This is a genomic window from Gordonia sp. (in: high G+C Gram-positive bacteria) (assembly GCF_020438995.1).
Lineage (GTDB): Bacteria > Actinomycetota > Actinomycetes > Mycobacteriales > Mycobacteriaceae > Gordonia.
The window spans coordinates 1-23,880 of sequence record NZ_JAGQTN010000223.1; the positions used below are offsets into that span (position 1 = coordinate 1).

Annotated in this window: 20 protein-coding genes; 4 read left to right on the forward strand and 16 right to left on the reverse strand. The window is 66.5% G+C overall.

Going from position 1 to position 23,880, the window contains the following annotated elements; translation table 11 throughout:
- Positions 1 to 3,487 (reverse strand): fatty acid synthase subunit beta domain-containing protein (locus KDB67_RS15750; protein WP_291017469.1); only part of this gene is annotated, 3,487 nt, incomplete at its 3' end.
- Positions 3,488 to 3,992: 505 nt separating this feature from the next.
- Between KDB67_RS15750 and KDB67_RS15755 the strand changes: the two genes are divergently transcribed.
- Complete coding sequence (locus tag KDB67_RS15755) at positions 3,993 to 4,781, forward strand: NAD-dependent deacylase (RefSeq protein WP_291017473.1); 789 nt, start codon at positions 3,993 to 3,995, stop codon at positions 4,779 to 4,781.
- 103 nt (positions 4,782 to 4,884) lie between these two features.
- On the opposite strand, the gene KDB67_RS15760 is transcribed toward KDB67_RS15755, so the two are convergent.
- Together KDB67_RS15760 and KDB67_RS15765 are read right to left on the reverse strand one after the other, a co-directional pair.
- Positions 4,885 to 5,223: a rhodanese-like domain-containing protein gene (locus KDB67_RS15760; RefSeq protein WP_291017476.1), complete on the reverse strand. Its 339-nt coding sequence runs from the start codon at positions 5,221 to 5,223 to the stop codon at positions 4,885 to 4,887.
- Between the two features lie 192 nt (positions 5,224 to 5,415).
- Positions 5,416 to 7,251, reverse strand: a complete 1,836-nt coding sequence (locus tag KDB67_RS15765; RefSeq protein WP_291017479.1) for a DEAD/DEAH box helicase — start codon at positions 7,249 to 7,251, stop codon at positions 5,416 to 5,418.
- Positions 7,252 to 7,482: 231 nt separating this feature from the next.
- On the opposite strand from KDB67_RS15765, the gene KDB67_RS15770 reads away from it, so the two are divergent.
- Positions 7,483 to 9,267, forward strand: a complete 1,785-nt coding sequence (locus KDB67_RS15770) for an AMP-dependent synthetase/ligase (RefSeq protein WP_291017482.1) — start codon at positions 7,483 to 7,485, stop codon at positions 9,265 to 9,267.
- A gap of 103 nt (positions 9,268 to 9,370) precedes the next feature.
- Entirely contained in the window at positions 9,371 to 10,561 is a 1,191-nt protein-coding gene (locus KDB67_RS15775; RefSeq protein WP_291017484.1) for an aminotransferase class V-fold PLP-dependent enzyme, read from the forward strand.
- A gap of 4 nt (positions 10,562 to 10,565) precedes the next feature.
- Here KDB67_RS15775 and KDB67_RS15780 read toward each other — a convergent pair whose 3' ends face one another.
- Positions 10,566 to 12,062: a methyltransferase gene (locus KDB67_RS15780; protein WP_291017486.1), complete on the reverse strand. Its 1,497-nt coding sequence runs from the start codon at positions 12,060 to 12,062 to the stop codon at positions 10,566 to 10,568.
- A 268-nt stretch (positions 12,063 to 12,330) separates the two neighbouring features.
- Here KDB67_RS15780 and KDB67_RS15785 point away from each other — a divergent pair, with 268 nt between their 5' ends.
- Positions 12,331 to 14,172 carry a hypothetical protein gene (locus tag KDB67_RS15785; protein ID WP_291017488.1) on the forward strand — a complete coding sequence of 614 codons (1,842 nt, stop codon included), beginning with the start codon at positions 12,331 to 12,333 and terminating at the stop codon, positions 14,170 to 14,172.
- A gap of 71 nt (positions 14,173 to 14,243) precedes the next feature.
- Here the strand turns inward: KDB67_RS15785 and KDB67_RS15790 are convergent, their stop codons facing one another.
- The 12 genes from KDB67_RS15790 to KDB67_RS15845 all read right to left on the reverse strand — a co-directional run bounded on the left by KDB67_RS15790 (position 14,244) and on the right by KDB67_RS15845 (position 23,653).
- On the reverse strand, positions 14,244 to 14,999 hold the full coding sequence (locus KDB67_RS15790; RefSeq protein ID WP_291017490.1) for an ABC transporter permease: 756 nt from the start codon (positions 14,997 to 14,999) through the stop codon (positions 14,244 to 14,246).
- A gap of 4 nt (positions 15,000 to 15,003) precedes the next feature.
- Positions 15,004 to 15,819, reverse strand: coding sequence for an ABC transporter permease (locus KDB67_RS15795; protein WP_291017492.1), 816 nt, complete (start codon positions 15,817 to 15,819; stop codon positions 15,004 to 15,006).
- Complete coding sequence (locus tag KDB67_RS15800; RefSeq protein WP_324383494.1) at positions 15,816 to 16,787, reverse strand: ATP-binding cassette domain-containing protein; 972 nt, start codon at positions 16,785 to 16,787, stop codon at positions 15,816 to 15,818. The genes KDB67_RS15795 and KDB67_RS15800 overlap by 4 nt, the downstream gene beginning before the upstream one ends.
- Positions 16,788 to 16,861: 74 nt before the next feature.
- Entirely contained in the window at positions 16,862 to 17,635 is a 774-nt protein-coding gene (locus KDB67_RS15805; RefSeq protein ID WP_291017494.1) for a hypothetical protein, read from the reverse strand.
- Between the two features lie 67 nt (positions 17,636 to 17,702).
- Positions 17,703 to 18,212 carry a methylated-DNA--[protein]-cysteine S-methyltransferase gene (locus tag KDB67_RS15810; RefSeq protein ID WP_291017498.1) on the reverse strand — a complete coding sequence of 170 codons (510 nt, stop codon included), beginning with the start codon at positions 18,210 to 18,212 and terminating at the stop codon, positions 17,703 to 17,705.
- Complete coding sequence (locus tag KDB67_RS15815) at positions 18,205 to 19,695, reverse strand: AlkA N-terminal domain-containing protein (protein ID WP_291017500.1); 1,491 nt, start codon at positions 19,693 to 19,695, stop codon at positions 18,205 to 18,207. Before KDB67_RS15815 ends, KDB67_RS15810 begins: the two co-directional genes overlap by 8 nt.
- 249 nt (positions 19,696 to 19,944) lie before the next feature.
- On the reverse strand, positions 19,945 to 20,139 hold the full coding sequence (locus KDB67_RS15820; RefSeq protein ID WP_291017502.1) for a hypothetical protein: 195 nt from the start codon (positions 20,137 to 20,139) through the stop codon (positions 19,945 to 19,947).
- A 159-nt stretch (positions 20,140 to 20,298) separates the two neighbouring features.
- Positions 20,299 to 21,438 carry a site-specific integrase gene (locus KDB67_RS15825; RefSeq protein WP_291017505.1) on the reverse strand — a complete coding sequence of 380 codons (1,140 nt, stop codon included), beginning with the start codon at positions 21,436 to 21,438 and terminating at the stop codon, positions 20,299 to 20,301.
- Position 21,439: 1 nt separating this feature from the next.
- Positions 21,440 to 21,661 carry a hypothetical protein gene (locus KDB67_RS15830; protein WP_291017508.1) on the reverse strand — a complete coding sequence of 74 codons (222 nt, stop codon included), beginning with the start codon at positions 21,659 to 21,661 and terminating at the stop codon, positions 21,440 to 21,442.
- Positions 21,662 to 21,664: 3 nt separating this feature from the next.
- A complete protein-coding gene (locus tag KDB67_RS15835; RefSeq protein WP_291017511.1) occupies positions 21,665 to 22,033 on the reverse strand; it encodes an antitoxin HicB in 369 nt (122 codons plus the stop codon).
- A complete protein-coding gene (locus tag KDB67_RS15840; protein ID WP_291017514.1) occupies positions 22,030 to 22,284 on the reverse strand; it encodes a type II toxin-antitoxin system HicA family toxin in 255 nt (84 codons plus the stop codon). The genes KDB67_RS15835 and KDB67_RS15840 overlap by 4 nt, the downstream gene beginning before the upstream one ends.
- Positions 22,285 to 22,402: 118 nt before the next feature.
- Complete coding sequence (locus KDB67_RS15845) at positions 22,403 to 23,653, reverse strand: Fic family protein (protein ID WP_291017516.1); 1,251 nt, start codon at positions 23,651 to 23,653, stop codon at positions 22,403 to 22,405.
- Positions 23,654 to 23,880: the final 227 nt, after the last annotated feature.

Consider the following 23,880-nt stretch of genomic DNA (forward strand, 5'->3'; position numbering starts at 1 on the left):
CGGTGATGTCGACGCTCACCTCGATGACGCGACCGACCTCGGCGTCGTACACGCCGCCGAGGGCCGCCGTCACCACCAGATCGGCAGCGGTGGTGGGGATCTGGCCGGTGAGCTCGATCGCATGGTCGAGGTGCACCAGGTCGAGCAGCCCTTCGACCACCGGCTCACCGGCGTCGGTGCGGGCCGCACCGATCACACTGAACACCGACGGCCAGCACGCGCCGACGAGGGTGTCGGGCACGGCGAAACCGAACGGCTGGATCGGGGTGGTGGGGGTGAGATTCGCAGGCAGGGTGTAGCCGGTGACCGCGGCATGGTCGGCGACCGAGTCCGGGTTCCAGGCGAAAGTCGTGGTGCTCACGCCCGCCTCGACATCGGCCAGGCTGCCACCGGCGGCGACGGTCAGGATCGCGGTCATCGCCGACGACGCGTCGTCGGCGCCGATCAGCGGGTTGCCACCGTCGGTGATCGCCTCGGTGGCATGCAGCGGGATGCGGATGGTGGTGCCGGAGACGGGCACGACGAGATCGAAGCGGCCACTTCCCGCGCGTTCCAGGACGGCCCCGGTAGGTGCGTGTTCAGCACGGTCGGGGTCGACGACCACCCAGCGGCCACGATCGCCGATCACGGTGGCCGGGTTGGGCACGATACGTCCGGCCCACTCGACGTCGTCGGCCTCCAGGATCGCGGCGACGGCGCCCTCGCCGGAGATGACCCCAGCACGCTTGCGGCCGTCGACCGGGATCGGCTGGCCACCGGCCGCGGCCAGCTCGGCGGTCACCTGAGCCTCAAATCGGTCGAGCAGTTCCCCGACGGGCTCGTCGACGCGGGTGATACCCGCGACGGCGACGGGGCCGGGGATGATGCACACCTCGTCGGCCGAGTAGCGGGCGTCGTGGGCCTGCCACAGCGAATCGCTACGCCACCAGCGGCGCACGTCCTTGTCGATGACGGGCACGAAGTTGACGGGCTTGCCGGGGGTGCGGCACAGCTCGAAGAAGAAGGCGACGTCGGCCGGGTGCAGGATGTCGGCCTCGGCGGCCGGGTACACGCTGATCAGTACATCGAGCGCGGCATGTGGGTCGTCGGTGCTCGACACCGCGCCGAACATGGTGGGCACCTCGCCGCGGTCGGCCGGAGCCATCCGGGCCTCGGTGCGCTGGAGCATGTCGGCGAACCGGGTCTGCCAGGTGATGTCGGCCCACGGCAGCTGGTCGGAGCGGCCGTCCCCCACCGCGAGGGTGGCGTAGCGCTCGAGCCACTCCCGGTAGGTCATCCCGGCGACATCGCCGAAGTAGGGCTTGGCCGTGTGCGAGAGAGCCTCGATGATCTCCTCGCGACGGTCGGCGACGGCATCGGCATCGCCGGCGACGTCGTCGAGCAGGCGTCCGCAGCGGGAGGCGGCGTTGTCGACCTCGTGGATGTCGGCGCCGAGCTGGCTGCGCCCGGAGGCCATGCCCGCGGTGGCGTGTCCGGCGCCGATCCATTCGTCGCAGCCGACGGTGTCGACGAGCAGTTGCTTGACCTCGGGGGCGGTGGTGGCCTCCTTGGTGGCCATCGCGGCGGTGCCGATGAGGATGCCGTCGAGCGGCATCTTGGGATAGCCCAGGTTCTCCGACCACACGCCGGTCAGGTATTCGGCGGCCCGCTCGGGTGTGCCGATGCCACCGCCGACGCAGATCACCACGTTCGGGCGGGCGCGCAACTCGCCGTAGGTGGCCAGCAGCAGGTCGTCGAGGTCCTCCCACGAATGGTGCCCGCCGGCGCGGCCACCCTCGATCTGCACAATGATCGGATGATTCGGGACCTCGGCGGCGATCCGCACGACGGCGCGGATCTGCTCGACGGTGCCCGGCTTGAACGCGACATACCGCAGACCCGCCTCGACGAACTCGTCGACGAGCGCGACGGCGTCGTCGAGTTCGGGGATGCCGGCGGACACGATCACACCGTCGAGCGGTGCGCCCTGCGCGCGTGCCTTCTGCACGATGCGTTTGCCGCCGAGCTGCAGCTTCCACAGGTACGGGTCGAGGAACAGTGCGTTGAACTGCGCCTCGCGGCCCGGCTCCAGCAGATCGGTGAGTGTGGCGATGTTGTGGGCGAAGATCTCCTCGGTGACCTGACCGCCACCGGCGAGCTCGGCCCAGTGCCCGGCGTTGGCGGCTGCGGCCACGATCGCGGGGTCGACGGTCGTGGGTGTCATACCGGCGAGCAGCATCGGTGAACGTCCGGTCAGCCGGGTGAACGCGGTCTCCACCACGGTGCGGCCGTCGGGCAGTTCCACCAGGATCGGATCGAACTGCGACCAGGGCGCCGCCACCTCGGGAATTCCGCCGGGGCTGAACAGGTTTCGCTGCCCCACGCGCAGTGCGGCCGGAACCAGGCCGACGCCCCGGCCACGGACCAGACCCGACGTCAGGCGCGTGGCGAGGTCCGACGGGCCGAAATCGAGGATCCAGCGGGAGCCACCGGCGACCACCTCGTCGATGATCGACACCCAGTCCACGTGATTGACCAGCACGTCGGAGGCCAGGCGGGTGGCCATCGCGCGATCGATGCCGCAGTCGTCGGCCCACTGCGCCACCATCTCGACGGCCTCGGCCAGCGACGGGTGATGGAACGCCAGCGAGACGGCGAGGTCGTCGAACTTGGGTGTGAACGGCGCGCCACCGGTCAGCTTGCGCTTGCGGCGGTCGGCCTCGGCGGCGGCGATCTGCTCACAGCGTGCCCGCAGTGCTTTGAGGTGGCGCGGTGCGCCGGCGACGATGACGGCGGTGCGGCCGTTACGGATGGCGACAACCGGCTCGGTGCCCAGATCACGGTCCCCGAGGCCCGCGCGATAGTCGGCGAGGATCGCGTCGACACGTTCGGGGGTGGCGTTGCCGATCGCCATCATCGGAGTGCCGTCGGAGGTGGCGGCCAGTCCGCGCCGGCGGGCGACGATGGTCCCCGCCGCGCCGATCAACTGTGCCAGGGCCAGCAGCACACCCGCGCCCACTCCGGCACCGTCGTTGGCGATCGCCTCGGTGGCCAGCACCCCCTGAGAGTGCCCGACCACCGATGTCGGCGGGATGGCGGTGGTGTCGAGACCCTGTTTGGCGAGCGCGTCGATGGCGGCGAGTTGCGCAAGCAGAACACCGGGAACCGACAGAGTCGCATCCGCAAGCGCGATGTCGGTGGGTACCTCATCGCCGGCGTCGTGTGCACGGACCCAGGTGAGCGGGTGGAAGCCGTCGGGCCGGGCGATCGCCAACTTGCCGGCCACGGGTGCGATCAACCGTTCGGCGGCGTCGACGTACTTGCCGATCCGGTACTCGAGGTCGGCGTCGACGACCAGTTCGGCGAGCGTGGGCAGCCACGGCGCACCCTGTCCACCGAAACTGATCGCATACGGTTCACCGGCGGCGATCCGGTCCGTCAGTGTGCCGGAGGGTCGGGAACCACTGGCGGTTCCCAGCTGGCCGGTGCGGATGTGATCGACGGTCACGGGTTCTCCTCATTCGGGGCTGTGTGATCAGACGTTCGGGCTGATCAGACATTCGGGGTGATCGGACGTTCGGGCACGCGTCATCGCCTCGTGGCTTCGTCGCGGGGTGGCTGTACACGGCAGCGCGAGATCGTCCTGCGCGCGGCCGGAAACAACGAACACTTCAGTGCTGCAACGCTTTTCACAACCGACCCTGAATCGGTCACGATGCATCACCGAGGAACGTGGCACTCATCATGACACACGAAAGTGAGGGATTCCTCATGTTTTGGGGCGACCCGCGGGTATACCGACGGGTATCCCCACGGGTAACTTTCCATCTGCCGATGTACGGAACGGGCTCCGGCCGCAATCAGCCCCGCCACCTGCACAAACCCCGAACGACACCCTGCCCATCAGTCGCGCCCAATACCGTTATGAAATCGTTATGTGAGCCTGTTCACTGAGCTGCTCGGCGGGCGGAAATGGTTAGCTCCTGTCGTAGGCGCCCCGTACTCTTCTCGACATGCCAACCACCCCCGTCACCCTGCCCGGTGACGTCGTCGACCTTGTCCGCCAAGCCCATTCGATCACCGTGTTCTCCGGCGCAGGGATGTCCGCCGAAAGTGGTGTCCCTACTTTCCGGGACGCCCAGACGGGACTGTGGGAACGCTACGACCCCGCGGCGCTGGCAACTGTCGACGCCTGGGACAACGACCCCGCGCTCGTGTGGGGCTGGTACCTGTGGCGGATGAAGCTCGTCGGCGATGCCCAACCCAACCCAGGCCATCGCGCGATCACCGCACTCGCCGATCACCGCACCGTCATGGTGGTGACGCAGAACGTCGATGACCTCCACGAACGCGCGGGCAGCAACGTGATCAGCCACCTGCACGGCAGCCTGTTCGAACCACGCTGCTCGGGATGCTCGGCGCCCTATCACGGAACGGGTACCCGGCTGCCCGACGGCTTCGACATCACCTCGTACACCGAGCCACCCCGCATCGACCCGCCGTCGTGTCGCGAATGCCAGTCGCCGGTGCGCCCTGGAGTCGTCTGGTTCGGCGAGGCGCTGCCGCGCGGCGCGTGGCAGCGCGCCGAACACGCAATCAGCGGCAGCGACCTCGTCCTGGTCATCGGAACCAGTGGAATCGTCTATCCCGCAGCGGAATTGCCCGAGCGGGCACTTGCGGCCGGAACTCCTGTGATCGAGTTCAACATCGATGAGTCTGCATTGAGCCCGTATGTCACCCGGTCCGTTCGCACTTCGGCGGCAGTGGGCCTGCCCGCCCTACTCGACGCGCTCGGAGAATAGTCGCCACGATCGCCCGGCGTCGAATACGAAACGAGGCGTGAGCCGACAGGAATGTCGGCTCACGCCTCGTTTCTCGTTCGGACGCCGGTGGCGTCCGGCTATGTCAGTGCCCTTCGCCGGTCACATTCGACAGCGCCCGGTAGCCGCCGTCGATGTAATGCACGTTGGTGTAACCCATGTCGGCGATCTGCTCGGCGATCACCGGCGCCTGTGAACGCACCGACACCACCGCGATCTCGCGGTCGTGATCGGGGATCACCGGAAACCGGCCCGACGGTGTGTGGTTGAACACTGCCTTGACATCGGACGGCTCGACGACGACCGCGCCGGGCACGCTGCCCTGATGCCGCATCACCTGAGGACGCGCGTCAACGATGACCGCGTCACCGTGCTGACTGTGTTCGACTGCTTCTTTGGCTGAAATCGCATTCACCACTGACACTGGTGACCTCACCCGCTTCTTGTTTCGTCTGCTCGCGTGGCGCCGGCGCCGCTGCCGACTCTTCCCGGTAGTTCGGCGCTCCGTTGCAAACCGTTACCGAGAAGAAATGCTACGCGCCGATTTACCAAGCGTGACAAGCAAGTTTCCGCTCACTGAACCAATGGTCGAATGTGAGATCCCCCACTGCCCGGATCACCCCCGCGGGCGGCCGGCCACCTTCGGGTTGCCCCGCTTGCCCCACGAGTCGCCGCGCCTGCCACCCTCGCGGCTGTACCCTCGGGCACCTTGGCCTGCGCGTTTGGCCCCGCCCCGGGCCCTCGGGGGACCCTGGTCGCGCCGAATATCGATGGGGTTCTTACCGATCCGGGTGTGCCGCAAAGCGGCCAGCGTTTCCGCGTCGAGATCGTCGGGAAGCTCGACGAGACTGAAGTCGTCGCGGATGGAAATGTTACCAAAATCACCCCGGGTGAGGCCGCCCTCGTTGGCGATGGCCCCGACGATCGCGCCGGGAGACACACGATGGACACGGCCGACCGCGATCCGGTAAGTGGCGAAATTGGCCCCGGGTCGCCGGGGTGCGCGTTCGCGGCGCTCGGGCCGCTCGCCCCGCTCCCCGCGTTCGCCGCGCTCACGTTGCGGCGGATCCGGCGCCATGAGGAAACCGCCGTCACGGGTTTCGAGCGCCAGCGCGGCCGCGATGTCGGCCATCGTCACATCGTTGTCGCGCGCGTAGTCCTCGATCAGCTTGCGGAACATGTCGAGATGGTCGGAGCCGAGGTTCTCGGTGATCGACTCGGCGAACTTGGCCACGCGCTGGGCATTGACATCCTCGACGCTGGGCAGCCCGATCTCGGTGAGCGTGGACCGGGTGGCCTTCTCGATGGCCCGCAGCAGGTGCCGTTCCCGCGGCGAGACGAACAGCAACGCATTGCCCGAGCGCCCGGCACGACCGGTACGGCCGATCCGGTGCACATACGACTCGGTGTCGTGCGGGATGTCGAAGTTGACCACGTGCGATATCCGGTCGACGTCGAGACCGCGGGCCGCCACGTCGGTGGCCACCAGGATGTCGATGGTGCCGTTCTTGAGCTGGTTGATGGTCCGCTCGCGCTGTGCCTGCGCCAGGTCGCCGTTGATCGCGACCGCCGAGAATCCGCGCGAGCGTAGCTTCTCGGCCAATTCCTCGGTGGCCTGTTTCGTCCGGACGAACACGATCATCGCGTCGAATTGCTCGACCTCGAGGAATCGGGTCAGGGCGTCGAGTTTGCGCTGGTGTGAGACCTGCAGATAGCGCTGCGTGATGTTCGAGGCGGTCGCGGTCTTGGCCTTGACCGTGATCTCCTTCGGATCCTTGAGATACTGCTGCGCCAGCCTGGCGATGGCCCGCGGCATGGTCGCCGAGAACAGCGCGACCTGCTTGGAGTCCGGGGTGTCGGCGAGGATGCGTTCGACGTCCTCGGCAAAGCCCATCGTGAGCATCTCGTCGGCCTCGTCGAGCACGAGGAACTCGAGCTCGGAGATGTCGAGGGTGCCGCGATCGAGATGGTCGATTACACGTCCGGGGGTGCCGACGATGACCTGCGCACCGCGCTTGAGACCGTTGAGCTGAACGACGTAACTCTGCCCGCCGTAGATCGGCAGCACCTTCACCTTGGGCAGATGCGCCGAATATTTGCCGAACGCCTCGGCCACCTGCAGGGCGAGCTCACGTGTCGGCGCGAGGATCAACGCCTGCGGTTTGCGGGCGGAGGCGTCAAGACGCGACAGGATCGGGATGGCGAAGGCCGCGGTCTTGCCGGTACCGGTCTGCGCCAGACCCACCACGTCGCGGCCGGACATGAGGATCGGGATGGTTGCCGCCTGGATCGGCGACGGCGACTCGTAGCCCACATCGGAGATGGCCTCGAGCACACGATCATCGATACCCAGACCACCGAAACCGGTGGAGCCGGTCTCGTCGGCGTGGTCGGTCGATCGCTCGGTGGACGTCTCTGCGGACGTCGATTCGGATTCGGATGTGGGTGTCATCGCTGGCCAGTCTCGTTCATCGCTATTACTCTAGTGCGCCGCGGACGGTCCAGAAGAATCGAAGGGCCGCGATTGCCCGAACTCATGTGATGGGTGTCACCGGCCTGCTGCTAGGCTCTGTGCCATTCAACGCGGATGCAGAGCGGCATGCGCGCCCAGCTGTGCCTGAAATGCCCGTTTGGCCGTACCCCGTTTGGCCGTGCATCTGCACGGCCGCAAACAAGGAGAATTATGGATCAGTACTCCACCCCGTCGAACTTCACGGTCGACGCGAAGGCCACGACCGTGGACGCGGTGCTGCGCCACCGCGCGAAAACCCCGAATGCGACGCTGCTGCGCAAACTGTCCGGCGACACCTGGGTCGACGTGAGCGCCAAAACCTTCGCCGACGAGGTGGACGCCGTGGCCAAGGGCATCGTCGCCTCCGGCATCAACCCGGGCGACCGGGTGGCGCTGCTGTCCTCCACCCGTTATGAGTGGACCGTCATCGACTACGCCATCTGGCGTGCGGGCGGCGTCACCGTCGCCATCTACGACACCTCCTCACCCGATCAGGTCCAGTGGATCCTGGAGGATTCGGCGACGCGGCTGCTGATCGTCGAGCTGCCCAAGCACCGCTCACAGCATCAGGAAGTGATCGCGGCCGCTCCGGCCCTCACCGAAACCCTGGTCATCGACGAGGGTGCCATCGCGACGCTCACCGAGCGTGGCGCCGCCGTCGACAACGCCGAACTCGACACCCGCCACGCCAACACCGTGGCATCGGACGCGGCAACCCTGATCTACACCTCCGGCACCACCGGCCGGCCCAAGGGTGTCGCGCTCACCCACGCCAACCTGCTGGCCGAGAGCGCCGCATGCACGAGCGCGGTGGGCCCGGGTCTCGTCGAGGGCAACACGACGCTGCTGTTCCTGCCGCTGGCGCACGTCTTCGCCCGCGCCATCGAGGTCGGCTGCATCGAGAACAAGGTGGTCCTCGGACACACCAGCGATATCCCCAACCTGGTCGCCCATCTCGACAAGTACAAGCCGCACTACGTGCTGTCGGTGCCGCGTGTGTTCGAGAAGGTCTACAACTCGGCCAAGCAGAAGGCCTACGACGGCGGAAAGGGCGGCATCTTCGAGAAGGCGTCGGCCACGGCCGTCGAGTACAGCAAGGCCCTTGACGCCGGCGGCCCGGGACTCGTGCTCAAGAGCAAGCACGCCGTGTTCGACAAGCTCGTCTACGGCAAACTCCGCGCTGCACTGGGCGGCAACTGCATCGGCGCGGTGTCCGGCGGCGCACCGCTCGGCGATCGCCTGGGCCACTTCTTCCGCGGCGTCGGCATCCCGGTGTACGAGGCGTACGGCCTCACCGAGACCAGCGCCGGCATCCTGGCCAACAGTGCCGACGACCAGCGCATCGGTTCGGTGGGCCGGCCGGTACCGGGCTCTGAGGTGGCCATCGCCGACGACGGCGAGATCCTGCTCAAGGGCCCGATGGTGTTCGGTGGCTACTGGCAGAACGAGAAGGCCACCGCCGACTCGATCCAGGACGGCTGGTTCTACACCGGTGACATCGGCAAGCTCGACGACGGCTTCCTGTACATCACCGGCCGCAAGAAGGAGATCATCGTCACCGCCGGTGGCAAGAACGTCTCCCCCGCCCAGCTCGAGGACACCATCCGGGCGCATCCGCTGGTGAGCCAGTGCCTGGTGGTGGGCGACAAGAAGCCGTTCATCGCGGCTCTGATCACCCTCGATCAGGAGGTCGTCCCCGGGTGGCTCGAACGCCACGACCTTCCGGCCGACACCCCGCTGAGCACGCTGGCCACCAATGCCGACATCCTCGCCGAGCTCCAGGAGGCGGTCGACGCGGCCAACAAGACCGTGTCCAAGGCCGAGGCGATCAAGAAGTTCGCGGTGCTCGACACCGACTTCACCATCGAGACCGGTGAACTGACGCCCACGCTCAAGCTCAAGCGCAACGTGATCCACGACTCCTATAAGAAGGCCATCGCCGACCTGTACACGTAGATCCCACAGCCACCGAGCCCTCCGGACCTCTCGAGGTTCGGAGGGCTTGGTGCGTTCCTACCTGAACCGTCCCGGTTGTTACCGATGTCGTAGCGTCGACGCCATGAGCGCGCAGCACGGGGACAGCGGATTCGGCGATATGACCCTCAGTGTCCACGGCGGCAACGACACCGCCGGGCCGTCGATCCGGACCCCGATCACAATGGCCAACTCGTACCATCTGCCGCCGGAGCCGGAGAAGCTCGACTGGTCCGACCCCGATCACCTCATCTACACGCGCAACACCGGCGCCAATCAGGTTGCGCTGCAACGCAAACTGGCCCTGATGGAGCGCGGTGAAGACGCACTGGCGCTGGCGTCGGGCGTCGCCGCGCTGCACGCGGTGTACTTCACCTTTCTCGCGACCGGCGACCACATAGTGGTCTCCGACACCACCTACGAGGCCACGTGGAAGCTCTGGACACAGCTGCTGCCCCGCAAGTACGGGATCGAGGCGACGTTCGTCGACGTCACCGATCTCGACGCGGTGCGGGCCGCGATCCGGCCGGCCACCCGGATGATCACCGCCGAGGTCATCGCCAATCCCACCACCAAGGTCGCCGATGTGGCGGCGCTGGCCCGCATCGCCCACGACGCGGGTGCACTGCTGGTGATCGACTCGACGTTCACCCCTCCGCCGCTGTACCGGCCGCTGGCAGACGGTGCCGATCTGGTGATCCATTCACTGACCAAGTACATCAACGGGCACGGCGATGCGATGGGCGGCGCGGTGATCGGCGCGGCCGCGTTGGTCGGCAGGGTCAAGGCCGAGGCGATGGTCGATGTGGGCGGGGTGATCTCACCGTTCAACGCATGGCTGATCTGCCGCGGGTCGATCACGTTGCCGCTGCGCCTGGCTCAGCATCAGGCCACCGCGATGACGCTGGCGCGGCTGCTGGCCGCCGATGAGCGGATCGCCTTCGTCGCCTATCCGGGACTGGAGTCCCACCCCCAACACGGTCTTGCCGCAAGGCAATTGGGCGGACGAGGGTTCGGCGCCATGATGGCCTTCGCGTTGCGCGGCGATCCGGCGACACAGAACCGCTTCGTCTCCCATCTGACGGTGATCACCTCGGCCGTGTCACTCGGCCACGACGAGTCGCTGATCGTGCACGTCGGCACGGACGGCCCACGGGTCGCCGCCTACCCCCAGGGCTTCCGCGAATACGGCCACCTACGCTTCTCGGTCGGCCTGGAGGAAGCCGACGACCTGGCCGCCGACCTCCGCCAGGCGCTGGACAAGACATTCGCCTGAACGGCTACCTCGCCTCGTAGAGGATGCCCCTGCCGATGGCCTCGCGGATGACGGGCAGGGCGGCCTCGGCGAGCGCATCGGTGTCGACACCGTGGAATCCCGCGAGCAACTCGATGAGGGTGCCGAGCGGTACCACGCCGCGACATCCTGCGAGCAGCGCCGCCGACACCTCGTCGACGCCCAGGACCGCGGCCGGTCCGCCGGGGCGCCGCACCGACGCCCCTACCTGCTGCCAGCCGTCGTCCCCGGGCAACGACTGCTGTTCGAAGATGACCGGCGCGGTCGACAGCCGCGCGGCCAGCAGGTGTTCGTCGGAGGTGTCACGCAGATAGGCACGGCGGTCCAGAAAGGCTTTGGCCTCGTAACCGGTGACCTCCTCACCGGCGGCGGTGATCTCCTCGACGACCTGGTCGGGTTCACGTGTCTCGCCCGCACGGTGCGCGCGAAGAGTGATGAGCCCCATGCCGATTCCCGCGATCTGTTCGCGGCGGAACCAGTCGAGCCAGTCCGCACCCCGGCGCATGAGGTCGCCCGGGTTCTCACCGGCGTCCGAAAGCCACAGCGAGACATAGCTGATGGGGTCGGCGAGCTCACGTTGGACCACCCAGGCGTCCAGGCCGGTGCGGGCCAGCCAGCCCCGCACCCGGGTATCCCACGGTTCGCCTTCGCGGACAATCCAATTGGCGAGGATCTGCGCGGTGCCGCCGGGGTTGAGGTGGTCGGCGACCTCACCGATGAGCCGTTCGCACACGCGGTCGCCTGCCATACCGGAGTCCCGGTAGATGTAGTCCTGTCCGCCCGAACCCACCACGAACGGCGGATTGGAGACGATCAGGTCGAACCGCTCGCCCGCCACCGGCTCGAACAGGCTGCCGGCGCGCAGATCCCACGACATGCCGCAGAGCCGGGCGGTGGCCGCGGCCAGTGCGAGGGCCCGCGGATTGGTGTCGGTGGCGACGATGCGCTCACAGTGCGAGTCCATGTGCAGTGCCTGGATTCCGCAGCCCGTGCCCAGATCCAGTGCGCTGGCGACAGGTTCACGAATGACCGCCCGGGCCAACGACATCGACGCACCGCCGATTCCGAGCACGTGGTCGCGAAGCACCGGCCCGGTACGGGTGGCGGCGTCGAGATCGGAGACGACGAGGTAGTCGCGGTTGTCGTCGGCGTGCGGGCGGATGTCGAGCGCGGCGCGGGCGGTCAGGCCGTCGACGGTGATCACCTCATTGGCGACGAGGTCATCGATGAGGCAGCCCGGCAGCGCCTCGGCGACCTCGCGCACGGATTCGTCACACGCGAGCAGCAGTAATCGGACGAGTGTGCCCAATCGCGACGGACCGGCCTGCTTCGTGGCGTGGAGGGCGGGCCACCAGATCCCCCGGCCCAGGGCTTCCTCGGCGTCCTCACCCAGGAACGCGGCCACCCCGGGTCCGGTGTAGCCGGCCGAACGCAGGTCCGCGCCGAGGGCGTCGATGAGGGCGATATCGTGCAGTGGGTGCATGACAATCAGTATCGGACGCGGTGCCGGCGGCCAACGGTCACGGGTACCGATCGCGCAGGGTGCAGATTCGGACGTAACAGACATCATCGGCAACTTCGTTCACCATGAGCAACACCTGATGTAAGTGTTACCTATGCCACTTTATCGGGCAGTCTTGGGATTTACTCAGGGTATGCTAACGTCCGATTTGAAATAGGCGCCCCGGGTCCTCGGGGTCAGGGCAAATCGATGGAAAGCGTAGGGCGCAACTGTGCAGTCAGCGCGTGTCGTGAACACTGGTAGAACCAAGCGCAACGTGGTGCGGACGACGGCCGTCGTCACGCTCGCGAGCCTGGCAGCGGCAACGGCGACCGCCAACGGTGCCGCCGCACCCATCAGCGATTCACCCGCCACGAGCAACACTGTCACCAACAACGCGGGTATCACCCCCGCCCCGTCGGCCTCTGCAGCGCCGCTGGTCTCGCCGTACGCCAAGAAGAGGCCCCAGCGCTACAACCCACGCACGGAGACCTACGAACAGCGGCAGGCACGCATCGCCAAACAGCAGCGGCCGATGCTGCGTCAGAGCGCCGAGACCCGGAACGAGGACACCACCTGCGTCAGCAGCGAGTTCACCACCCTCAGCGTGGTCTTCGACTCCATCTACGAGTCGCTGCTCCCGTCGCTCCCGCCGGCCGCCCAGGCTGCCGTCAAGCAGCACCAGAAGGGGCTGCAGCGCAGCCTCAGGAACGTCACCGTCTCGACGCTGTCGCTGAGCGATGATCCGCGCGCCCTCGGCGCCGACACGCAGGACCCGGCGGACAAGTACAAGTCGCCGCATTCGACCTACATCGTCAATCAGCTGCTCAAGATCCGGGACGGCAAGCAGAACGAAGCCATCCCGGTCGCCAACATCACTCTGTCCCAGGCCGTGGAGACGGCGTGGCTGTACTTCTTCACCGGTATTCTTGCCCCGATCAATTTCGCGCTGGGCATGGCTCCCGAGTTCACGGACATCAACCAGAATTCGAGCCCTGCCGCATATCTGCCGCTGCCGGCCCAGATCACCGGCATCCTGGGGTCGTTCCTGAACTACAACACCCTCGTCGGCATCTTCTTCGCAGGCGGGCAGTCAGCCCTGACCATCCTCTACTCCCAGACCGCCACCGCGTTGCTCAACCAGTGCGTCGCGCGCGTCACCGAGGAGCAGAAGGAGAATGCGGGCAAGGCCCACGAACACATCCGGTATAACATCCCGATCCCCGCGATCATCAAGAGCACAGCGAACCAGCTAGCTCTCGCCGACAAGAACACCTGCAAGCCTGTCGGGGCCAACACACTGGGTGAGATCACCGAACGCACCATCCGCCAGGCCAAGGAGGCCGCACCCAACGCCGCAGCACGCAATCGTGTCGCCGCCCAGGGCCGCCAGATCATGGGTGTCCTGCGTTCGACATACGTTCCGGCCAACCTGATCCCGAGGGACAAGGACGACTTCGACGGCGGTCAGCGGGCCGTATCCAGCCTCGGCGGCTTCATCCCGTTCCTCGGTGGCGCACCCCTCGATGTGATCCTGGGTCTGGCCGGCAATGCCGGTGAGGGTAAGAACCTGCTTCATCAGATCCCGCTGTCGAAACTGACAGTCACCAAGTCGATCACCGGCGTCTATTACACCTATGCACTGTCGGTGTGGCTGTTCCGCACCATCGGGCAGTACGCCGGAATCCCCGCGCTCGCACCCGTCCAGCTCATTCCGGGAGTCAACGAGTTCAACCCGGTGCGAATGATCTCGACGGTCCTCACGCTACCGCTGACCTACGGCATCACCACCTACCACAATGTGGTCCGTTCGATGTGCTTCACCGACGACGACACCACCGGTTCGGGCCTGGGCGCCGAGGCGCACAAGCGCAAGGACGAGGCCGCCGAGAACATCGCCGAGAACAAGGAGAAGGCCGCCGCCGAGCGCACCGGAACCACCAGGAAGGCGAGCGCAACCACCACCAAGAAGCTCGCCCCGGCTTCGGATGCGGGCGAGTCCACGCCCACCGCAACCGCCACCCCGAAGACCACCGCACCGGAGAAGAAGGCCGACCCCGACGACGCCCTGCCGCCGTGGGTTCACCCCTGATCTTCCAAAGCTGAATCAGAAGCCCCGGAATGACCGAAAGGTATTCCGGGGCTTCTTCCGTTCGGAATCGGCTATACTCGCCGACTGTAACCGCGGACGGCGAGAAGGCCGCACACGAGCGTCAGTCCAATGGCCCAGGCGATCGTGGCGACAACCTCACCCGAGTAGTCACCGCCTGACGCAGCGCCACGCATCGCCTGCGCCACATACGATATCGGGTTGGCAGCGGCGATCGGCTGGGCCCAGCCGGGCAGGTCGTGCAGCTTGACGAAACCCGTCGACAGAAATGTCAACAGCAAGAGCAACGCGTTGGTGGCCGATACCGCCGTTTCCGCGGAATCGACGTAGGTGGCGATCGCCACCATCATCCAGGCGATACCGAAGCCAAAGATCACCGGCAACACGAAGTAGAGCACCGCTCCCCCGACACCGTTGTGCCAGCGAAGACCCATCGCCACCGCAACGGCACTGACCACCGCGACCGCCCCGACGTTGCGGGCCGCGTCGGCAAGGATCCGCCCGGCGAATGGGGCGACCGGCGAGATCGGCGAAACGCGGAGCCTGTCGTCGAACCCCGAAGTCCTGTCCTGCTGGGTGGCGATAGCCGTGGACAGTGCCCCGAAGGTCACTCCCATGACGGTGAATACCGGGGCCGCGTACTGCACGTACTCGGCGACGCCCGCACCGGGCAGCACCATTTTCCCGAACGATACCGACATCAACGTCAGCAGAATGATCGGCATGATCGCGGCCATCGCCACGGTCATCGGCGACCGCACCATCAGGGTGAGCCCGCGTCGCGTCATCACCCGTACATCCGTGGTCATGTCGTCAGCCCGCCTTTCCGAATACCCGGGGAACGAGTGCGGCGAACACCGCGATCAGGCCGGCGCACCAGGCCAGCGCTATCAACACCGTCGATGGGGTGTGCTCGATTCCAACTGTCGACGCCGCCCGCAGCGCCTCACCGATTCTGGAGATCGGCTGGTTCTCGACGATCGGCCGCATCCACTCCGGATATGCCTGTGCGGGAACGAAAAGCGTCGACACCAGCAGTAGCGGAAAATAGACAAGATTGCCGATCGCCTGAACGGGCTCCATCTTGCCCACGGCAAAGCCGAGTACGAGGTACGGCAGACAGATCGACAACGACGCACAGACTACGATTCCGAGGAATCCGAGAAACCCGACGATTCCCGTCTCGAACCGGAATCCCGCGATATAGCCCACGGCGATCAGCACGAGTGAACCGGCGATTGTGCGGATCGCCTCACCGATCAGCAGCCCCAACGCGGGTGACATCCGCGAGATCGGCATCGACCGTAGTCTGCCGATCATTCCCGATGCCGCATCCTCGGCCGCCCAGATCGAGATGGACATTCCGGAGAAGAATATCGCCTGCAGGACGATCGCGGGAACCATGAACTGGGCGTAGTCGATTCCTGCGCGGTCCATGACGCGCCCGAATACGGTCAGGAATAGCACCGCGAAGATCACCGGCAGCACGAGTGCACCGATGATCGACGCAGGTCGACGCGACATCATCCGCAGGTGTCGTCCGCCCAGTGCCAGGGAGTCGATGACCAGCGAGGGCCGCGGAGTCGCCGGCTCATCGCCGCGGCGTGTGCCGCTGGTGGTCGCCGTCATCGCCGAGACTCCGCATCGTCCCTATCCGGCTCTCCGTCTCCGGCGACATCTCCCGTCAGGGCGAGGAACACGTCGTCGAGGGTGGGGTGACGCAATCCGACGTCGTCAGGGATGACCGAATGCCCATCCAGGATCCGTACGACGTCGAACAGAGTTGCCGGTCCGTCCGCGGGCACGCTCACCGTGTCCGGCGTGTGTGTGACCGTCCACCGGGATTCCAGCGCCCGCACCACCCGTGCGTGGTCGGCGCCGCTGACGCTGATCTCGCACACCGATCCGCCGACCAGTTCCTTGAGTTTGCCCGGCGTGCCTTCGGCGATCACTGCACCGTGGTCGATCACCACGATGCGGTCGGCCAGTTCGTCGGCCTCGGCCAGGTACTGGGTGGTCAGGATGATTGTCATGCCGTCGTCGCGCAGGCGTTGCACTATCTCCCACAACGTGTTTCGGCTGCGCGGGTCAAGACCTGTGGTCGGCTCGTCGAGAAAGAGCACCTTCGGATCACCGATCATCGACGCCGCCAGATCGAGCCTGCGGCGCATACCGCCGGAGAAGGTGACAGTACGCCGGTCGGCGGCGTCGGCCAGGTCGAACTGGTCGAGCAACTGTGTCGCGCGTTCTTTGGCGCGGGCCGTGCCCAGTTTGAACAGCCGCCCGAACAGCACCAGGTTCTCGCGCGCGGTCAGTTGTTCGTCGAGGGCGGCGAACTGGCCGGTGAGACCGATCAGCGGACGCACCGCGGCCGGATCGGCCAGCACGTCGATCCCTGCGATGCGAACCTGTCCCGCATCCGGGCGCAGCAGCGTCGTCAGCACGTGGATCGTTGTGGTCTTACCTGCCCCGTTGGGACCCAGGAGACCCACGATCTCGCCTTCGTCGACGCTCAGGTCGATACCGCGTAACGCCTCCACCGGCGCTTTGCGTGATGCGAACGTCTTTCTCAGACCCGTTGCTTCAACTATCACCACACACCCCTCCCATTAGTTAGGTAACCCTAACCCCGGAGGCTAGCACTGTCGCCGGATCGATAGGAGCCTGCGCCCTAGAACAGGGTGTCAGGTACGAGCCGCAGGACCGGGCGCGTGAACTCGGGTTCGGGCGGCGCGTTGACCGACGGCACCAGGCTCACGATCCGGTCGCGTCGGGCCAGCAGATACTTGGCGAGCCACGACTGTTGTTTCTGCGTGATCAGGCCGCGCTGATTGGCTTCAAGCAGCGGGCGGCCGATGACGTGTGCCGACAGGGTTCGCACACGCTGTTCCCAGAATCGGAGCAGATCCTTGTCGATGGCCTCGTCGGCGAACTCGTGCCATCCGAGCGGGGCCAGCGCCTCGTCGTCGGGTTTCTCGGTGAACGCCCGGCCGTGCGGCTGCGCGAGCGAGTATTCGTGGTCGACCAGCCACACACCCAGGCGTTCGTCATAGACGACGTTGTCGGCGCGGCGGCGGGTGTTGTTGACCCAGGAGTCGAAGACGATCATCCCCGCCACGACCTGCATCTGTGCCAGCGCGATATCGTGTGCGCTCACCGGTGGTACCGGGATTCCGCCTTCCGAGCCGACACCCGGAACAGCCCAATACGTCGCACCGTCCTGGTCGCGGGCCACCTCCCCGGGAAGCACCGGCAGCCCGACCGCCGCGGCGAGCCGGCAACAGATCAACTCGTTCGCGATCAGATACGGATTGTCGGAATCATGCTTCTTGACATGCATCCACGCCCTGCCCCAATAGGTTTCGGGAGCATCCGGGTCGTCGGGATCGTCGATGCGGGTCAGTTCGTCGAGCCGAAGGCCGGGGCGGAGTTTGCGCGGTGCCACTGTTGCCCGCCCTCCCCCCGACCCGGTTCACTGTTTCTGCACATGGTGCTGTGAACATTCAACATCATCAGTGAGTGTTGCGTTCACGGCGCAGCAGAGAATCCTTCACATGCGTTCCCCACGCGAATCCGCCCAGGCTGCCGTCGCCACGCAGCACGCGATGGCAGGGAACGAACAGGGCGGGCGCGTTCCGGGCGCAGATCGACGCCGCCGGCCGCACCGCTCCCGGGCTTCCGACGAGCGCCGCGAAATCGGTGTAACTCAACGGCTGCCCCGGCGGTATCCGCCGCAACGCCGACCAGCCGCGCAACTGCATATCGGTGCCTTGCTGCGCGACCGGGGTGGACATGATCACGGCCAGGTCGCCTGCGTAGTACGCAGCCACATCGTCGGCGGCCCGCGTCGTTCCCTCCGCGATCTCCACCGGCCGAATGTCCCGGTGGATACGGTCGAGTACCGCCTGCCGGTCGGTGGTCCAGCCCGAGCCCAGCACCCGCCCCTGGTCATCGACGACCAGTGTGAACGGCCCGTCCGGGGTGTCGACGGTCTGTACCGTCCCTTGCCTGCTGTCAGTCATTGATCTCCTTCTCACTGGTGTTCGCCCGCCACAGATGTGCGGTGAGGTAGCTGCGCCACGGGGCGACTCGCGCTGCCCAGGCGGTGAGGTCGCGAGGGTCGGCGGGCAGTCCTGCCATGGCAGCCCCGGCGCGGACCGCGCTGTCACCGGGCAACAGCACGTCGGGGTCACCGAGGACCCGCATCCGCACGTAGTCGGCCGTCCACGGCCCGATCCCGGGCCTGGCCAGCAGCGCGGCACGCTGCTCGGCGCCGTCGTCGGCGCAGGTGAGTGTCAGGGTGCCGTCGGCGAGTGCGGCCGCGGCATCGGTGATCGCGCGTAGTCGTGCGGCCGGTCCGCGCAGCACCTCGTGGCCGTGTTCGGCGATGGCCGGCATCGTCGGGAACAGCAGGTGCGGTTCGCCGTCAGGTGCCTCGACGGTGGTGCCGAGTTCATGGACCAGCCGGGTCAGTGCGGTGCGGGCGGCGGCCACCGTGATCTGCTGGCCGACCATCGCCCGGATCAGCATCTCGTGCGGGTCCGCGGCGCCCGGCACCCGCATTCCGGGGGTCCTCGCCACCAGAGGTGCCAGCTCACGGTGGCCCGACAGTGCGGAATCGACGGCGATCGGATCGGCGTCGAGGTCGAGCAATCGGCGCACCCGCGCGATGAGTCGTCCGAGATCGGCCAGCCCGGAAACACGTGCGCGCAACCGGATCCGGCCCGTCTCATCGTGGCGGACCTCGAACCATGCCGCGCCGCCGGGCAATTGGAGGTTGCGTGCGAAGGTCGTGGCGGTGGCGCATTCCATTCCCGGGACACACCGCTGCGCCATCCAGCCGAGCACCCCCTGTACGTCGAACGGTTCACGCACCGGCAGTACCAGGTCGATCGCACCGGAAGCGGTTGCTGCCGTACGGCTTTGCGCACGCAGCTGTGTCGGCGTCATCGCGAAGACCTCGCGGATGGTGTCGTTGCATTGCCGGATACTCCCGAAGCCGGCAGAGAATGCGACGTCGGAAACCGGAAGGTCCGTGCCGGTCAACAACATTCGTGCGGTGTGTGCACGCTGCGAACGTGCCAGCGCCAGTGGACCGGCCCCCAATTCCGTTGTGAGCAGCCGCGTCAGATGGCGCGGTGAGTACCCCAGCCGCGCCGCGAGCGCGCCCACCCCATCCCGTTCGACGACGCCGTCGGCGATGAGCCGCATCGCCCGGCCGACGGTGTCGCGCCGCAGATCCCATTCCGGCGAGCCGGGCGCCGCCTCCGGCAGACACCGCTTGCAGGCTCGGTAACCGGCCTCATGCGCGGCCGCACTCGTCGGAAAGAACACCACATTCGACGGTTTGGGTGTGCGCGCCGGACACGACGGCCGGCAGTAGATCCCGGTGGTGCGCACCGCGAGGATGAACTGGCCGTCGAACCTGCGGTCCCGGGCCCTCACCGCGCCATAGCGCTCATCGAAGGTCATCCGCTCGTCGGAGCGGATCGAGGCGGGGGTCATCGCTCCACTCTGACACGTCGCCGGCGAACCTCACCGGCGGAAATCAGACATCACTGTCCGCTGCCGTTCCCGCGTCGAGAACTCCGTCCCGCGAATCGAGCTGCGCGATATCCGATCAGCGGGACGAAATCTGCGGCGCGGGAAGGTGCACCAGGTGCGACCACGGGCGGCGCCGGTGACCACCACCTCGCGCGCACCTCTGCCCGCAGCTCGATTGGAGCCGCGGGCAGGGGTCAGCTTCGACGTTTTCTACTTGATAAGTTCCAGTGCCGCGTACTGACCAGGGTCAATCAGGACCCAGCCGGTCGCCGTCGGAACCATCGTCCACGTATCGAGCGCGCCGGGCGGCAGTTTAGACGGGATCGTCTCAAGATCAATGCCGACCGGCAGGTTCCACTCGATAGATTCAGTCGAGCCCTTCAGGTAGGCCCTCAGTTTGGCCATCAAGTACTCCCTTGTGTTACACGAGTGCTGACCCGTTGGCTGGAAATAAGGGTTGACCCTGGTGTTCGAATAGTGCGCGAGGGGGGACTTAAACCCGCACCAAACCGCAGGTCAACAGTATATTTTGGGCGGTTTGCCCAATCAGTGCCCAATCGAGTTTCAGCCAGTCGGGGCGATGCCGAGTTTGACCACTGCTGCGTCGAGCGCATCAGCCACCGAGTCGAGGTCGTCGTCGAACAGGTCGCTGTAGGTGTCCAGGGTCATCGCGGCCGAGACGTGCCCGAGCATCCGCTGTAGCGCCTTCACGTTCGCACCGGCCGACACCGACAGCGATGCTGCGGTGTGCCGCAGATCGTGCGGGGTGATCCTCGGCAGCTCGGCCCGGATCACGGCCTGCTGCCACCACCCTCGCTCGTACGGCGGCAGCGGCAGGTATCCGCCGTCGGGGTGCGCCCAGACAAGGTCGTCGGGACCGCGGCCGTCGACGAGGTCGCTGATCTGGTTCATCAGGAACGCCGGCACCGGGACCGTGCGCATCCGGTGACCCTTGGTCGTGCCGACCTGGATGTCGCCGTCGACCTCGACGGCGTTGTCGCGCACAACCAGGCGCCGGCGTAGTGCGTTGACGCCACGCACCCGCAGCCCGGTCGCTTCGCCCCACCGCAGGCCGGTGTAGCCGAGGGTGAGTACGAGCACCGATCGCGCGACCGGGTCGACGGTGCCGGCGGCGACCTCGGCGGCGAACCGGTGCAGCTGCTCGTGCGTCAGGTACACCTTCCGCTTCTGCCCCTTGCGGGGCAGGTCCATGCCGTCGCACGGGTTGGCGGCGAGCATCCGGTCACGCACGGCGTCACCGAGGATCGCCGACAGCACCTGGTGGGCGTAGATGACGCCTGTCGCGCCGAGCGGCTCGGGTGTGGCGTCGGCCTTCTTCGCGATCTTCGTCAGCCCGGATAGCCACGCCTGTACCTGTGATGGCCGGATGTCGCCGATCGCGACCTGTCCCCAGCGGGGTTTGACCCGCAGCCGCCACGCGGTGTCGACGGGTTTGCGCGAGGACCGTTTGAGGTGGGTTTGGCGGGCCATCCATTCGTCGCCGAGCGCGCCGACGGTGAGCTTCGCGTATTTCGGGTCGACCCAGGATCCGGTGTTGATGGAGACGGTGTTCTCCGCAGCCCACCCTTCGGCGGCCTTTTTGGTGGGGAACCCGCGTTTGTCGGTGTGCCGGCCGTCGGGGCGTGCGTACCGGACCCGCCACCGTTTGCCGTGGGCGGTGTCGTAGGAGGTGACGGTGGCCATGTCAGTGGCCGTCGAGATCGGCCAGGTGCCGGTCGATGATGGCGCGCACGTACTTCGAGGTGCCCATACCCTTCGCCGCGGCGAGCTCGTCGAGGCGTGCCTTGGTGTCGGCCGCGGGGAAGGCGTACGCCCAGCCGGGCATGTCCGTGAGGTAGAAGACGATGGCGACCGCGGCGATCATGCCGGCGCCGGTGATGATCTTGCCCGCGAGCATGGGGCCCACCGATCAGGACCGGACGAGTTGGGAGACGCGCCCGCGTGAGACGCCGAGGATGGCAGCCGAATCGGTGACTGAGTAGCCGGCCTCACGCAGGTGCCGGGCGGCGGCGCGAGCCTTCGCGGCTGCGGCGACCGTGGCGCGGGTGGCCGCTTCGGTGGCGGCGCGGGCGTCGGTGACCTCGTCGCCGATGTCGCCGATGTCGGGGACGATGGTGATGGTCCAGTCGCTGTGGTCGGTGTCGGGGTCTTCGGTGTCGAGGTAGTCGCGGACCTGCTGGGCGGCTTTGTCGAGTGTGGCGACCTGAGTTGCGGCTTCGTCGTCGATCCACAGTTCCCAGCCGTGTTCCCACTTGTGGGCGGTGGCGGTGATGTTCATTCGTTGCCCTCCTGTTCCGGTGTCTGGTCGTCGGCCTGGGGTGCTTCGGCTTGTGGTGTCTTGGTCTGGGATTCGTCGATCATCTTCAGTGCCTTGCGGACGAGGCCGGGCGAGATGTCGCGCGTTTGGGTGATGGATACGTGATACCGGCCGAGTGACCAGACCTCGTGGTCGCCTTTGCCTTGACGGGAGGTGAAGCCCGCGTCGCGGAGCAGTTTGGTGAGGTCCTTGTATCGCATCGGCTTGACCATGAGCCTAGTTTAGGCCCCCTAGACATGCAATGTCAAGCCCCCCTAAACAACGACGGTTGCAAGCATGATGCTCGAGCGTCGTCGTCGGGTTTCCGGGCTGGGTCGGTGCGCGCCAAGGTCAGATCGTGTCCTCATCGAAGAGCGTCGGAATGTCGGGCGGCGCGATGTCGGCGAGTGCCTCGTCGAGGGTTTGACTATGCGGCGCTTCCCATGTTGGCGGAATGAATGCGCGGATGACGTCTCGCCGTACGCGATATTTTCGGCCGTCACGAGCGACCAGCCCCATCTTGACGAGGTCGTTGAGGTCACGAGTGGGGGTACGCTCCCCGACTCGCGCATACAGCCGCGCGAGGCGCGGTGTGAGTTCGGTGATCTGCCGCGCACCGAACCACACCCCATCCCGCATAGAGAGCGCAAGTTCACGCTGCCGGGTGCGGGTCTCTGTGGACGGCTGCCCCCGGAACGTCTCGTAGACGTAGCTTTCCCAATGGATCTGAATGTTCTCCTGCTTGACCTCGTCGATCTGGGCGCGGAGTTCGTCGAGGAACCCTTCAAGCGCGTACCGGATGAACGCACCGACATCGTGCTGGGCTGCGTCGAGGGCCCGGTAGTAGCCGTCACGGGTCTTGTTGTAAAAGTCCGACAGCAGGTTGGTCGCGACGATCGGAATCACTCCGGACTCGGACAGGATCTGGACCTCGATGAGCCGCGCCAGGCGGCCGTTGCCGTTTCCGAAGGGGTGTATCCACGCTATGTATAGGTGGGCGAGGATGGCGGCAATGATGGCGTTGACGAACTTCTCGCGATCGTCGGCATCGCTACTCACTACAGATCGGAGCTCGTCGATCCACGCGACGAACCGGTCGAGCAACTCGGGCACGTCCTGCCACTGCGGGGCTCGGTACCTACCAGCCCGCACGTTGTGTGTGCGCACGCGGCCGGGGACGACCTCTGGCTCGTCGGGGATGCCGTCGAGGATCTGGTGGTTCAGTGCTTCGAGGCGGGCTCGTGTGATGGGGAGGGTTTCACCGGCCCGCAGCGCGAGGTCGATATCCCGTATCGCGGTGAGCACGTTCTGCACTTCGCGCTCCAGGTACTCGCGTGACTTCCCGACCTCGGCGCTGCCCTTCTTGACGATCTGCTCGACTTCTTCGGTCGACAGGGTGTTGCCTTCGATGGCGGTGGTGGCCTGGACTCCTCGCGCGAGGTAGATCGCAGCCATGTCCTCGGCGCGGTGAGGTTTGAGCGGTACGCCGGCCAGGTGCTGGCACTTGCTCATGGCCTCGCCGAGGGATAGCCATACCGTCGGCGAGAGGTGTCGCATATCGAAACTGAACGACAGGTAGGGTCGCTGGTCAGGCGTGGTCATGTGCCGATAATACACCTGCAAACAAGTGCCATGAACAGTATTGATACACTACTCAGTATCCAGTTCGTCCATTTATTCATCCAAATAGCCACCCGACATGGCCGTCAGGTCGGACTGATCGGTGGAATACTGGCGGTCGCCGACTGAACCGGTCACCTGACCGGTGTAGGCCGGACGTCAAGCGAGGACCCCCAGCGCCTTATTCGCCGGGGGTCCTCGTCGGTGTC